Here is a 12536-nt window from a genome sequence, read left to right as displayed (position 1 = left end):
GATTAACAAATACAGATAAAAACGAAACCGGAGTAATTCATGAGCACAGTCTCTACTACCCACGATCACGCACACGACCACGCGCATGACCATGCGCACGACGATCACACACCACATGGTTGGCGTCGTTGGTTGTTCGCAACCAACCACAAAGACATCGGTACGATGTATTTGATCTTCTCATTCGTTAGCTTGCTAGCTGGCGGTGTGATGGCCTTGGGAATTCGTTTGGAATTGTTCCAGCCTGGTTTGCAGTTCTTGCGCCCAGAGTTTTTCAATCAGCTCACAACCATGCACGGTTTGGTGATGGTGTTCGGTGCAATTATGCCGGCCTTCGTTGGCTTTGCTAACTGGATGGTGCCTTTGCAAATCGGCGCGTCTGATATGGCATTTGCCCGTATGAACAACTTTAGCTTCTGGATTCTTCCAGTTGCAGCAACATTGTTGTTAAGTTCATTCCTCGTTCCTGGCGGCGCTCCATCAGGTGGCTGGACTATCTATGCTCCATTGACTTCACAGATGGGCCCTGGCATGGATATGGCGATTTTTGCACTCCACTTATTGGGTGCTTCATCAATCATGGGTTCGATCAACATCATCGTAACTATTTTGAACATGCGCGCTCCTGGCATGACATTAATGAAGATGCCAATGTTCTGCTGGACATGGTTGATCACTGCTTACTTGTTGATCGCTGTGATGCCTGTATTGGCTGGTGCAATTACGATGGTTCTGACTGACCGTCATTTCGGTACTTCATTCTTCTCCGCTGTTGGCGGTGGCGACCCAATCATGTTCCAGCATATTTTCTGGTTCTTTGGTCACCCAGAGGTTTACATCATGATTCTTCCAGCATTCGGAATCGTGAGTGAAATCGTTCCTGCTTTCTCCAGAAAGACATTGTTTGGTTACAGCTCAATGGTTTATGCAACTGCATCCATCGCGATCTTGTCGTTCATCGTTTGGGCTCACCACATGTTTGCAACTGGTATGCCAGTAACAGGCCAACTGTTCTTTATGTATGCAACCATGTTGATCGCAGTTCCAACTGGCGTGAAGATTTTCAACTGGGTAGCAACAATGTGGAAAGGTTCGATGACCTTTGAAACTCCAATGTTGTGGGCTATCGGCTTTATCTTCGTTTTCACCATGGGTGGATTTACAGGCTTGATCTTGGCAATGGCGCCAATTGATATTGGTGTTCAAGATACTTACTACGTTGTTGCTCACTTCCACTATGTATTGGTAGCAGGCTCATTGTTTGCGATGTTTGCTGGCTTCTACTACTGGTGTCCAAAGTGGACTGGCTACATGGCTAACGAAACTCGCGGCAAGATCCATTTCTGGTCTTCCATGATTTTCTTTAACATCACCTTCTTCCCGATGCACTTCTTGGGCTTGGCAGGTATGCCACGTCGTTATGCTGACTACCCAACTCAGTTTGCTGACTTCAATGCGATTGCATCGATCGGCGCATTAGGCTTCGGTTTGGCGCAGGTTTACTTCTTGCTCTTCGTTGTGATGCCGGCTTACCGCGGTCAAGGTGAAAAAGCGCCGATGAAGCCATGGGATGGTGCTAAGGGTCTTGAGTGGACAGTACCTTCACCAGCGCCTCATCACACTTTTGAAACTCCGCCTAGCGCAGAGCAGATGCGTGAAGCAGGAATTTAATTCATCAGGAAAGCAAGCCCTTGCTGCGAGCAATCGCAGGACGGGCTTCATTCTGTTGAGCGTAGTAGCAGTCTTTTTTATTGGTATTGTGATTAAACGGAGCTTGTTGGGTTAACCCCTTGTAGACATGGTTACAACTCAAGCACTTAACCGCCAGATTTTGTTGAAGCTCTTAATTGCAGCGGTGATGATGTTTGGTTTTGGTTATGCCTTGGTTCCGATGTACAAGGCCTTATGTGAGGTCACCGGAATTAATGTTGTAACGAGCAAGAATGACTATGGTGTCAGAGCCTTTAGCCCTAATAAGGTTGGCAATACCCAAGTTAACTATGCTCGTACGGTGACTATTGAGTTTGATTCGAATAGCCGTGGCCCGTTTACTTTTAAACCAGTAAAGAATTTTTTAGAAGTGCACCCTGGTGAAATGACAGAGATTGTTTATGAAGTAACTAATAATCAGAATCGCCCAGTACGCGCACAAGCAATACCGAGTTATGCGCCTAAAAGTGCAACGGAGTTTTTTACTAAATTAGAGTGCTTTTGCTTCCAGGAGCAAACGCTAGCAGCAAAAGAAACAAAAAAGATGCCGGTAGTCTTTGTGATCGATGCAGGTTTACCGGATGATGTAAAAACAATTACTTTGTCATATACCTTCTTTGAATTGGGCTTAGGTAATACGCCTCCAGCACCTAAAACAAGGTTGGCATCATGAAAAAGAAAAGTAGTTTTATGCAGTCTATGAAAGCCGTGATGTGGGGCTTTTTGGGGGTGCGTAAGAAGTCTGGTTTGCAGGAAGATGTTGCTTCATTGAGTTTTGTGCACATTATCATTGCAGGTGTTATTGGCGCCTTGATTTTTATGGGTGTCCTCCTGTTGATAGTGAAAGTAGTTGTGTCCCATTGATTATTTTTTGATTGAATAGAGAGAATAAGATGTCATCCAATTCAACCCCATACTATTTCGTCCCTGGACTATCTAGACATCCAGCAATGGCCGCTTTTGGCTTAATTGCTTTTGGCTTTGGTATTTCTGGATGGGTAAATCATGCCTCTTGGGGCGGACCTTTGACCCTCGCAGGCGTTGCGTTTGTTCTCTACGTTCTTTACAACTGGTTTGGTGACACGATTGCAGAATCCAATGCTGGCAAGAACGGTGTCAACGTTGACATCTCTTATCGCTGGTCGATGGCTTGGTTCATCTTCTCTGAAATCATGTTCTTCGGCGCATTCTTTGCAGCTTTGTTCTATGCACGCAATATTGCGATGCCTTGGATGGGTGATGTAGAAAGCAAATTGCTTTGGCCTAATTTCCAGGCTGTTTGGCCAAATGATGGTCCTGCTGGTTTGGTTGAGAAATTCACCACCATGGGTCCTTGGCCAATTCCAACAATCAATACATTGTTGCTCTTGAGCTCTGGTGTAACGATTACTATCGCTCACCATGCGTTAGTAGAAAACCACATGAAGAAAGCCATCATTGGCTTGGCTGCAACTGTTGGTTTGGGTGTTGTCTTCTTAGGCTTCCAGGTTTATGAGTACTACCATGCATATCATGAGTTGAACTTGAAGCTGACTTCAGGTATCTACGGTTCTACATTCTTCATGTTGACTGGTTTCCATGGCTTCCACGTTTTCCTTGGTGGCACGATGTTAGCGATTGTCTTGCGTCGTATGATTCGTGGCGACTTTACTTCTAAGCATCATTTCGCATTTGAAGGCGCTGCTTGGTACTGGCACTTCGTTGACGTAGTCTGGCTTGGTCTGTACATCGCTGTTTACTGGATGTAATAACAAAAATCGGGGCCTAAAGCCCCGATTTGTTTTTAAGCCCCCGAAGAATGGCGCAGCTTAATTAGTGCCGACTTTAATTCCAGTGGCCTCAATGAGTCCAAAGTAGTGGGCCAGTAGAATTCCGGCAAATAGTGCGATAGATAGTCCGATACGCAGCATGAGTGAGTGGACCATGCGTGAACTATTGCCCCTATCTTTCATCATGTAATACAAAGCCGATCCTAAGCTAAAAACAATCATTAGTAGGACAATTGGAATAATCCACTTCATCACAAATCCTTATTATTAAATCTCTTGAATAGTCTTTTTACCGCTCTCATTACAAAGCGCATAGTTGCTACTGTATCAGCCTTGATCGTGATTGCGATTGGCTGTGGAGCGGGCATTTGGCAGCTGAGTAGGGCTGATACCAAAATTGCCTTGGCTGCCAATTTGTTGGCTCGCCAACAAATGCCTATCTTGAATGCGAATACCGGTCCTTGGGCTTTAGAAGAGGCTCGTGAGCGCCGTATGATTGCAAGGGGGCAATACGTTCCAGAAGCAGCCATTTGGCTAGATAACCGGCCTAGACCCATTCCTCCTGCCGGCAGCAATACTTCGCAATCGGGTTTCTATCTGATGATGCCTTTAAGGCTAGAGGGCAAGGATGAGATTCTTTGGGTTAATAGAGGCTGGGCGCCACGCAACAATGAAAATCGAGAGACCTTGCCGCCAGTACAAACGCCAAATCGGATAGTCAATGTAGAAGGCATCGTTTTTGCGCAGCCTGGCAAGGTTTATGAGTTAGGTAGCAGCAAGAATCCTATTGATACTAGTAAGCCTAGGATTGAGCAAAATTTCGACTTAGTGTCTGAAGGTAATTTACATAGTTGGGTGCAAGCCCCATTTATTTTGCGTGAGGTTGAGGTCGGATCGGATGATGGTTTGTTACGTGAGTGGCCGCCTCTGACAAGCGGGGTCGATCGCCATTATGCTTATGCATTCCAGTGGTTTGCTTTGGCCTTTGCTGGTTTCATATTTTGGTTAGTTACAGGTTTGCGGCAATATAAACGTCAGGGTTTTGCGAATGGGGATCAAGGGTGAGCGATAAAGAGTTATTAATTCCGGCATCACAGGTAGATTCGGCTGCTATTAACGCGCGTACCCGTCGTGGTCGTATTCAGATGCTATTGCTATTGCTAGCTTGCGCCTCTCCAGTAATCGCATCGTATTTTACGTATTACGTGATTAAGCCTGCAGGCGGTAAAACCAATTTGGGGACTTTGGTTTACCCAGCTCAAGAGTTCAATACTGCATGGCTTGATACGCCCACAAAAGGTAAGTGGAGCCTTTTAATTGCTCGTCCTGCCGGCGAATGTAAGGTGAGAGATGAAAAATGCATCGAAGCCTTATTTTTGATGCGTCAAGTAAAGGTGGCCATGGGACGAGAGGGTGGCCGACTACAACTTTTATGGATCAATACCGATGGTCAGCCTGTTGATCCAGAAGTAACCAAAGCGTATGACGAAAAAGCTGCAGGCTTCAAAATTGTTTCTCTGCCATCAGATCCTAAGCTCCGATCAGACTTTGAGGCCTGGTTAAATAAAGAAGGGGCGGGTCAGCAGATTCAGCTAGTTGATCCAAGTCCCGCAAAGATGATGTACTTCCCAGTGACAAACTCTCCTAAAGAGTTCGCTGGCATGAAGAAAGATCTAGAAAAGCTCCTGAAGTTAAATCATAAGGGCGAGAATTTGTAATGCCGAGCTTGATTTTATTTTTAGAGTTAGGAGCTATCGCAATTATTTTTGCGGGCCTGCCGTTGCTCTATCTTTATAGAAAGCCGGGCTATAGCTTTTTCCAAAAACTCAATTGGGTATTAGTCTTTATGACTTTTGATCTGATTGTGTTCGGTGCATTTACACGTCTAACCGACTCTGGCTTAGGCTGCCCTGATTGGCCTGGATGCTATGGCACCTCCAATCCATTTCATGCCCTCAGTGAGATTCAGCAGGCCGAGAGCGCCATGCCTACCGGGCCTGTGACAGTTATCAAAGCTTGGATCGAGATGATTCATCGGTATTTGGCAATGACGGTGGGCGCCCTAATTTTGGTGCAGGTGGGAATTGCTTTTAGCAAGCTCAAGTCTTTAGGAAAAAATCCTTTGCTGGGTAGTCTCGGTTTACTTGTTTTGGTCTGCGTGCAAGGTGCCTTTGGCGCTTGGACAGTGACCCTGAAGTTGCAACCCATTATTGTCACCATTCATTTGATGTTGGCCTTGGTTTTATTGTCCTTCCTCACTTTGTATGCGCAACAATCTTGGGAAGAAAAATCTTCTACGATTCGCGCAATTCGCGTTCGCCCGCTACCCGCACAACTGCTTGCTTTTTCCTTCGTGGTTCTGTTTATCCAAGTCTTTCTAGGCGCTTGGGTGAGTACTAATTACGCCGTTCTAGCATGTCCAGATTTTCCGACTTGTATGGGTAGCGTATGGCCTGAAACAAACTGGCGTGAGGGATTTACTCTTTGGCGCCAATTAGGACTCAATGCTCAAGGTGAATTTATCTCCCCCATAGCGCTGCAAACCATTCATTGGGCGCATCGCATATTTGCGTTGCTGGTGTTGGTGGTGCTGGGCGCTTTAGGCTTTAAAGCACTGCAGTTGGCAACCCCAGTCCTATCTAGCCTGAGTTTGGTGGCTAAGCTGCTGTTGACTGTACTACTGTTGCAGATCGTGACTGGTATTTCTAATGTGATATTTCAGTGGCCGCTATTGGCAGCCTTATTACATACTGCGGGCTCGGCTGCTTTGGTATTCTGTTTGGTCAGAATGAGTTATTGGGCTTCTTGGAAGCCTTTCATTCAAAAGAAGATGGCATAAATATGAGTGACTCTAAAACAAGCGCGCCTGTGGCAATGCCACGTTGGCGTCAATATTGGGTTTTAACCAAACCCAGAGTGACTCAGCTCGCCGTATTTTGTGCGGTGATTGGGATGTTCTTGGCTACGCCTGGTATGGTTCCTTACCCAGTGTTATTTGGCGGCATTGTGGGTATCTGGCTTTTGGCCGGCGCAGCATTTGCGGTGAACTGTTTAATTGAGCAAGCTGTTGATGCCAAGATGAAGCGCACCTCATGGCGTCCATCCGCTACTGGTGAAGTCACACCATTTCACATCATTATTTTTTCTATCATTTTGGGCTCGCTCGGAATGATTATTTTGTGGAATTTCTGCAACCCCTTAACGATGTGGCTAACACTCGCTACCTTTGTTGGCTATGCAGTGATCTATACCTGGTTGCTGAAACCAGCTACACCACAAAACATTGTGATCGGTGGCTTGTCGGGTGCTATGCCGCCAGCCCTTGGTTGGGCAGCAGTAACGAATACGCTTTCTGCAGAGGCTTGGCTTTTAGTTCTCATCATCTTTGTTTGGACGCCGCCACATTTCTGGGCTTTGGCTTTGTATCGCCGTGATGACTATGTGCAGTCGGGCTTGCCAATGCTACCGGTGACTCATGGTGAGCGCTTTACACTGTTAAATATCGTGCTTTACACCTTAATTTTGATTGCCGCTACGATGTTGCCTTACATCTATGGCATGAGTGGTATGGTGTATTTAATATCAGCTATTGTTCTCGGCTTGATGTTCTTGGCTTATGTGATTGCGTTATTTATTTCTTATAGCGATGCTTTGGCTAAAAAAACATTCCGATTTTCTATCACCTATTTATCGCTACTCTTTGCGGCGCTCTTAATAGACCACTATTTCCTCTGAGATCCATATGAATTTTCTACGTGTTTGCTTTCTGGCAATTCTGTGTTTTGTATTAACTGCTTGCAGTCCAAAGCCAGAGTTTAAAAACATTGATATCACCGGCAGCACTGCATTTGGTAAAGACTTTAGTTTGCTGGATCCAGATGGGAAGGTGAGAACCTTGGCTGACTTTAAGGGCAAAGTGGTAGTGATGTTCTTTGGCTACACGCAGTGCCCTGATATTTGTCCAACCACTTTGACTGAAATGCAGCAAGTGATGACCCTTTTAGGACCTCAGTCAGACAAGGTCCAGGTGCTTTTTGTGACGGTGGATCCTGAGCGAGATACAGCGGAGATTTTGAAGCAGTATGTGCCTGCATTTGATCCGCGTTTCTTGGGCTTGCGTCCAGCGGATGAAGCGGCATTAGAGAAGGTCACCAAAGACTTTAAGATTTATTACAAGAAAGTACCGGGCACCAAGCCGGGCTCGTATACGATGGATCACACAGCAGGTAGCTATGCATTTGATCCAGAAGGTCGCTTACGTTTATATATCAAACACGCACAAGGCCCTGAGACCTTAGCACATGATTTGAAAGAACTACTGAAGTAAGAAATGAAAAGGGCTCTTACTCGAACCCTTTTTTATTTAGGCTGCCTGGAGTAATCCACGCATCTTTTTGAGTGCTGCAGTTTCGATTTGGCGCACGCGTTCAGCAGAGATGCCGTACTCATCAGCAAGATCATGCAATGTCTTGGTGCCATTGCCTTCAGCATCCATCGCTAACCAACGAGATTGCACAATATTGCGACTGCGCTCATCTAAAGCCATCAGTGCTTGATCTAATTTAGGGCCCTGCAAGGCATCCGCTTCAGCGCTGGCAATGCGAGCAGTAGGCTCTTGTGAGTTATCTGCTAGCCATTGAATAGGTGCATATGCAGACTCATCATCACTATCATCGCCTTCAAGCGCAACATCTCCGCCAGCAAGACGCATTTCCATTTCTTTAACGTCAGAACCTTTGACATCAAGCGCTTTAGCCAAAGCATCCACTTCACTCGGAGTCAGAGCGCTTAAGGTGGGTTTATTGCTGCGCAAGTTAAAGAACAATTTACGTTGTGCTTTAGTGGTCGCAGTTTTAACCAGGCGCCAGTTCTTGAGAATGTACTCATGAATTTCTGCTTTGATCCAATGAATCGCGTAAGACACTAAGCGAGCACCATTGTTTGGGTCATAGCGTTTTACTGCTTTCATCAAACCAATGTTGCCTTCTTGAATTAAGTCTGCGTGTGGAATGCCGTAGCCAAGATATTGGCGAGCAACAGAAACCACTAAACGCAAATGTGACAGCACTAAAGTTTTAGCGGCATCGACATTTTCTGTGCGACGAAATTCCTGCGCAAGATGTAACTCTTCCGCAGCACTGAGCATCGGTACGCGATTAACGTACGCAATGTATGAATCGAGAGTGCCAACCCCAAGAGTTGGCAGCATTGGAAATGCAGACGCCGCCGCAGTCTGCGCGACTGGCAGCGTTTGCAAATTCGGTTTATCAGATTTCTTTTGAACCATTTTTTCTTATAAATATGAGGTGTTAGTAGTGTACTATTTTAGCACTCTTGTCAAGAGAGTGCTAATGGTTTTTTAACTCTATAAGTTACTGATTTAATTGAATAATTCGGAAGAATATTGCCCTGCTGTGAAGGGGGCTAAATCATCAATTCCCTCACCTTTGCCTAGGGCTAGAACAGCGGGTTTTGGGCCTTCTTGTAGGGTGTGGGCAAGGGCACAGATCACGCCACCTTTGGCGGTGCCATCAAGCTTGGTCACGATGATTCCAGTAAGCCCCAGGGCGGCATGAAATGCCTTTACCTGGCTCAAACCGTTCTGCCCAGTATTGCCGTCTAAAACGAGCAGTGTGTGGTGAGGCGCTCCAGGGAGTGCTTTGCCAATGACACGTTTCACCTTCTTGAGTTCTTCCATCAGATTGTCTTGGGTTGCTAGGCGACCTGCGGTATCAATAATAAGAATGTCATTCTTACGTGAGATGGCAGCATGAATTGCGTCATGCGCAACAGCGGCAGCGTCACCGCCTTCCTGGGTGATGACACCCACTTGATTGCGAACACCCCACTCTTGAAGCTGGTTACGTGCGGCGGCTCTGAAGGTGTCTCCAGCAGCCAGGAGAACTGATTTACCTTGAGACTGAAAGAGTCGGCAGAGTTTGCCAATAGTTGTAGTCTTGCCAGCACCGTTTACCCCTACAACCAACCATACCTCTGGAGTGTTAGGCTTATCGCAGGTAAAGAGTGGATTTGGTGAAGGCTCAATAGCAGTGAGTAATGAGCTGACTTCTTGAATAAGTAGCGCTTGTAACTCTTCGGGGCTGGAAGCCTTCTCTGATTTTGCTGCTTTACGTAGTTTGCTGATGAGTTGTTCGGTCGTAGGAAGGCCCACATCACTTTGTATGAGTGATTCTTCCAAAGTATCAAACCAAGATTCATCAACCTTGCTTGATTTGAAAAGGGATCCTAGGGTTTTACGTAAGCCGAACATAATCGATACAATTTAAAACATGCATCTTATCAATTTAATTCTTAAGGTATGGTGATTTAGCAGATGCTTTCCAATTTATTTCGAATTTCCCTCATATTCATCCTGTTTACACAAATAGGATGGGCTAGCGGCCTTCAATCGCCTGATACGTACGAATATCAGTTGAGTAATGGTCTTAAATTAATTGTTAGAGAAGATCACCGTGCGCCTACGGTAGCCCATATGGTTTGGTATCGGGCTGGCTCTATGGATGAGGTGAATGGTAAGACGGGTGTTGCTCACGTGCTTGAGCACATGATGTTTAAAGGTACTCATAAGGTGAAGTCTGGAGAGTTTTCACGCTTGGTAGCGGCTGTAGGCGGGCGCGAAAATGCATTTACATCCCGTGACTACACTGCATACTTTCAGCAAGTTGAAAAATCAAAGCTAGAAAACGTGATCAAGCTTGAGGCTGATCGTATGTCTAATCTCAATTTTGACGACGCAGAGTTTTTAAAAGAAATTCAAGTTGTCATGGAAGAGCGTCGCTTACGTACTGAAGATAATCCAAGTAGCTTGCTTAATGAGTCACTGATGGCAACCGCTTACATGAGTTCGCCGTATCGTCACCCTGTGATTGGTTGGATGAATGATTTACAAAATATGAAGCCAGTAGATGCACGAGATTGGTATCGCAGCTGGTACGCGCCAAATAATGCAACCGTGGTGGTAGCTGGTGATGTGGATGCAAAACAAGTTCTGGCTATGGTGGAGAAATATTACGGCGCAGCTGCTGCTCACGAACTGCCAGTTCGCAAACCTCAAATTGAGCCACCTCAAAAAGGGATTAAGCAGGTTCAGGTAAAAGCACCGGCGGATAATGCTCAGCTAGCTATGGCCTGGAAGGTGCCCCGCCTTGAGCCTGGGAAGCTTGATGATGTTGAGCCATATGCATTAGAGCTGCTAACAGCTGTTCTGGATGGTTATGACAATGCCCGTCTAAATCGCACTCTCGTTAAGCAAGAAAAAGTGGTTAATGATGTTGGCGTTGGTTACGACATGATCTCTCGCGGACCAGAGTTATTTTTAATTGGTGCAACGATGGCCAAAGGTAAGATAGTAGAGCAGGCTCAGGCAAGTATTCGCAAGTCACTTGAAGAGGTAAAGCAAAAAGGAATATTAGAGTCCGAGCTCAAAAGAATTAAGGTGCGTATTTTGTCCGATCAAATTTATAAGCGTGACTCTATCTTTGGTCAGGCAATGGAAATCGGCACCACTGAGATGGCAGGTTTTTCCTGGAAAGACATTAACTATGTGTTGGAGAAAATGCAGACTATTACTCCAGAGCAAGTCCAGGCAGTTGCAAAAAAATATTTGGTTGATGAAGGTTTGACGATTGCTGTTTTGGATCCACAGACTCGTAAATCTGCTGGCAAGGAGGTTAAATAATGAATGCCTTCTTAAGAATAATTTCAGCTTGTCTATTAGGTTTGGGTGTGCTGAGTAATGCTTACGCAATATTGCCGATTGAGAAGTTGGATTCTTACAAGGGCGCCCAAGCCTATTTGGTCCAGACCAAAGCATTGCCCATGGTCGATATTGAGGTCAGTATTGATGCAGGTGATCGCTATGACCCTGCCGGCAAAAGCGGTGTGGCGGATATGGTTGCGGGCCTGATGAATTATGGTGTCAGAGGCGATAAGGGTCTATTAACAGAGGCTCAAATCGCCGATGAAATTGCCGACTTAGGCGCCAATATTGGTTTGTCGGTGGGTGGCGAAAGAGCAATTTTGCGCATTCGCAGCCTTAGTAGAAAAGACTTGCGTGATAGAGCGGTGCAATTAGCTGCAGCCATGTTGAGTGCTCCAACGTATGACCCCAAAATTATTGAACGTGAAAAACAAAGAACGATTACGAGTTTGCGCGAAGCTGAAACAAAGCCAGAGTTTGTTTTAGAGCGAAGATTTAAAAAATCAGTTTATGGAAACTATCCTTTAGCTAATTCACCAACGGTTCAGTCAGTTGGTGCTGTAAATGCAAGTGACCTCAGGCAATTTCATAAGCAGTTCTATCGCGGTGATCGTATGATTGTGAGTATTGTCGGAGATGTAGATCGCGCTCAAGCTGCTGAAATCGTGCAGACTTTGTTAAAGCAGATTCCTCAGTCAGGTCAGCCTATTGCTAAATTGCCTGATCTACAGCGTTCCCCAATTGAAACTTTGGCTCAACGGGAGATTCAAATTCCGTTTGATTCCCAGCAGGCCCATATTGCAATGGGGATGACGGCAGTAGCACGTAACAACCCCGATTATTTCCCCTTGCTGGTTGGTAATTACATCTTGGGTGGAGGCGGTTTTGTATCGCGCTTGATGTCTGAAGTGCGCGAGAAGCGTGGCTTGGCCTATAGCGTCTTTAGTTACTTTGCACCTGGCAAGGAAAATGGCATTTTTCAGGCTGGCCTGCAAACCAAGAATGATCAAGCCACTCTTGCCTTAGATGTTATGAGTACAACGATTGCCCAATTTATTGCAGATGGACCAACTCCATCTGAACTCGAAGCTGCTAAATCAAACTTAATCAATGGCTACCCACTACGGATAGATAACAACCGTAAATTATTGGATAACGTTTCTTCCATTGCTTGGAATGATTTGCCGCTCGATACGATGGAAATTTGGACTAAACAAGTTGAGGCAGTGACATTAGAGCAAGTTAAAGCTTCATTCCAAAAATACCTTGCAATGGATCGCATGAAGATTGTTGTATTGGGAGCAAAAAATAAATAAGTCCAATAAAGCGAATAAGCC

The 12536-nt window shown here is 45.6% G+C and carries 15 protein-coding genes; 12 read left to right on the top strand and 3 right to left on the bottom strand.

Annotated elements, in window-relative coordinates:
- Window positions 1-39 precede the first annotated feature (39 nt).
- Genes ctaD through ICN23_RS03590 form a run of 5 tightly spaced genes read left to right on the top strand, consistent with a single transcriptional unit; the run spans window position 40 to window position 3458 of the window.
- A complete protein-coding gene (gene ctaD / locus ICN23_RS03610; protein WP_216230949.1) occupies window positions 40-1671 on the top strand; it encodes a cytochrome c oxidase subunit I in 1632 nt (543 codons plus the stop codon).
- Entirely contained in the window at window positions 1571-1786 is a 216-nt protein-coding gene (locus tag ICN23_RS03605; protein ID WP_216230948.1) for a cytochrome oxidase small assembly protein, read from the top strand. Before ctaD ends, ICN23_RS03605 begins: the two co-directional genes overlap by 101 nt.
- A gap of 12 nt (window positions 1787-1798) precedes the next feature.
- Window positions 1799-2383, top strand: a complete 585-nt coding sequence (locus tag ICN23_RS03600) for a cytochrome c oxidase assembly protein (RefSeq protein WP_216230947.1) — start codon at window positions 1799-1801, stop codon at window positions 2381-2383.
- Complete coding sequence (locus ICN23_RS03595) at window positions 2380-2574, top strand: DUF2970 domain-containing protein (protein ID WP_068319664.1); 195 nt, start codon at window positions 2380-2382, stop codon at window positions 2572-2574. Before ICN23_RS03600 ends, ICN23_RS03595 begins: the two co-directional genes overlap by 4 nt.
- 29 nt (window positions 2575-2603) lie before the next feature.
- Entirely contained in the window at window positions 2604-3458 is an 855-nt protein-coding gene (locus ICN23_RS03590; RefSeq protein WP_216230946.1) for a cytochrome c oxidase subunit 3, read from the top strand.
- Between the two features lie 60 nt (window positions 3459-3518).
- On the opposite strand, the gene ICN23_RS03585 is transcribed toward ICN23_RS03590, so the two are convergent.
- Window positions 3519-3731, bottom strand: a complete 213-nt coding sequence (locus tag ICN23_RS03585; protein WP_215348025.1) for a twin transmembrane helix small protein — start codon at window positions 3729-3731, stop codon at window positions 3519-3521.
- 24 nt (window positions 3732-3755) lie between these two features.
- Between ICN23_RS03585 and ICN23_RS03580 the strand changes: the two genes are divergently transcribed.
- From ICN23_RS03580 to ICN23_RS03560, 5 genes are read left to right on the top strand one after another with little or no spacing between them, the layout of a single operon-like run.
- On the top strand, window positions 3756-4544 hold the full coding sequence (locus ICN23_RS03580) for an SURF1 family protein (protein WP_255532687.1): 789 nt from the start codon (window positions 3756-3758) through the stop codon (window positions 4542-4544).
- Complete coding sequence (locus ICN23_RS03575) at window positions 4541-5197, top strand: hypothetical protein (protein WP_216230945.1); 657 nt, start codon at window positions 4541-4543, stop codon at window positions 5195-5197. The genes ICN23_RS03580 and ICN23_RS03575 overlap by 4 nt, the downstream gene beginning before the upstream one ends.
- The gene (locus ICN23_RS03570) at window positions 5197-6318 is read left to right on the top strand and encodes a heme A synthase (protein WP_216230944.1); all 1122 of its coding nucleotides are present in this window, start codon (window positions 5197-5199) and stop codon (window positions 6316-6318) included. Before ICN23_RS03575 ends, ICN23_RS03570 begins: the two co-directional genes overlap by 1 nt.
- A 2-nt stretch (window positions 6319-6320) precedes the next feature.
- Complete coding sequence (gene cyoE, locus ICN23_RS03565; protein WP_216230943.1) at window positions 6321-7214, top strand: heme o synthase; 894 nt, start codon at window positions 6321-6323, stop codon at window positions 7212-7214.
- A 7-nt stretch (window positions 7215-7221) separates the two neighbouring features.
- On the top strand, window positions 7222-7806 hold the full coding sequence (locus tag ICN23_RS03560) for an SCO family protein (protein ID WP_216230942.1): 585 nt from the start codon (window positions 7222-7224) through the stop codon (window positions 7804-7806).
- 36 nt (window positions 7807-7842) lie between these two features.
- On the opposite strand, the gene rpoH is transcribed toward ICN23_RS03560, so the two are convergent.
- Together rpoH and ftsY are read right to left on the bottom strand one after the other, a co-directional pair.
- Window positions 7843-8766 carry an RNA polymerase sigma factor RpoH gene (rpoH, locus tag ICN23_RS03555; RefSeq protein WP_216230941.1) on the bottom strand — a complete coding sequence of 308 codons (924 nt, stop codon included), beginning with the start codon at window positions 8764-8766 and terminating at the stop codon, window positions 7843-7845.
- A 93-nt stretch (window positions 8767-8859) separates the two neighbouring features.
- The gene (ftsY, locus tag ICN23_RS03550; RefSeq protein WP_216230940.1) at window positions 8860-9750 is read right to left on the bottom strand and encodes a signal recognition particle-docking protein FtsY; all 891 of its coding nucleotides are present in this window, start codon (window positions 9748-9750) and stop codon (window positions 8860-8862) included.
- A 63-nt stretch (window positions 9751-9813) separates the two neighbouring features.
- On the opposite strand from ftsY, the gene ICN23_RS03545 reads away from it, so the two are divergent.
- Window positions 9814-11178, top strand: coding sequence for a pitrilysin family protein (locus tag ICN23_RS03545; RefSeq protein ID WP_216230939.1), 1365 nt, complete (start codon window positions 9814-9816; stop codon window positions 11176-11178).
- On the top strand, window positions 11178-12515 hold the full coding sequence (locus tag ICN23_RS03540; protein ID WP_216230938.1) for a pitrilysin family protein: 1338 nt from the start codon (window positions 11178-11180) through the stop codon (window positions 12513-12515). Before ICN23_RS03545 ends, ICN23_RS03540 begins: the two co-directional genes overlap by 1 nt.
- Window positions 12516-12536: the final 21 nt, after the last annotated feature.

This window comes from Polynucleobacter sp. MWH-Jannik1A5 (assembly GCF_018881795.1).
GTDB lineage: Bacteria > Pseudomonadota > Gammaproteobacteria > Burkholderiales > Burkholderiaceae > Polynucleobacter.
The sequence above is the reverse complement of the archived record's forward strand: the minus strand, read 5'-3'. Positions and strand labels throughout refer to the sequence as shown.

What these genes read in the sequence shown, in the direction of transcription:
- ICN23_RS03585 (WP_215348025.1), bottom strand. Translation starts at nt 3,731, where the DNA reads ATGAAGTGGATTATTCCAATTGTCCTACTAATGATTGTTTTTAGCTTA.
- ctaD (WP_216230949.1), top strand. Translation starts at nt 40, where the DNA reads ATGAGCACAGTCTCTACTACCCACGATCACGCACACGACCACGCGCAT.
- ICN23_RS03595 (WP_068319664.1), top strand. Translation starts at nt 2,380, where the DNA reads ATGAAAAAGAAAAGTAGTTTTATGCAGTCTATGAAAGCCGTGATGTGG.
- ICN23_RS03600 (WP_216230947.1), top strand. Translation starts at nt 1,799, where the DNA reads ATGGTTACAACTCAAGCACTTAACCGCCAGATTTTGTTGAAGCTCTTA.
- ICN23_RS03560 (WP_216230942.1), top strand. Translation starts at nt 7,222, where the DNA reads ATGAATTTTCTACGTGTTTGCTTTCTGGCAATTCTGTGTTTTGTATTA.
- ICN23_RS03590 (WP_216230946.1), top strand. Translation starts at nt 2,604, where the DNA reads ATGTCATCCAATTCAACCCCATACTATTTCGTCCCTGGACTATCTAGA.
- ICN23_RS03540 (WP_216230938.1), top strand. Translation starts at nt 11,178, where the DNA reads ATGAATGCCTTCTTAAGAATAATTTCAGCTTGTCTATTAGGTTTGGGT.
- rpoH (WP_216230941.1), bottom strand. Translation starts at nt 8,766, where the DNA reads ATGGTTCAAAAGAAATCTGATAAACCGAATTTGCAAACGCTGCCAGTC.
- ICN23_RS03570 (WP_216230944.1), top strand. Translation starts at nt 5,197, where the DNA reads ATGCCGAGCTTGATTTTATTTTTAGAGTTAGGAGCTATCGCAATTATT.
- cyoE (WP_216230943.1), top strand. Translation starts at nt 6,321, where the DNA reads ATGAGTGACTCTAAAACAAGCGCGCCTGTGGCAATGCCACGTTGGCGT.
- ftsY (WP_216230940.1), bottom strand. Translation starts at nt 9,750, where the DNA reads ATGTTCGGCTTACGTAAAACCCTAGGATCCCTTTTCAAATCAAGCAAG.
- ICN23_RS03605 (WP_216230948.1), top strand. Translation starts at nt 1,571, where the DNA reads ATGGTGCTAAGGGTCTTGAGTGGACAGTACCTTCACCAGCGCCTCATC.
- ICN23_RS03545 (WP_216230939.1), top strand. Translation starts at nt 9,814, where the DNA reads ATGCTTTCCAATTTATTTCGAATTTCCCTCATATTCATCCTGTTTACA.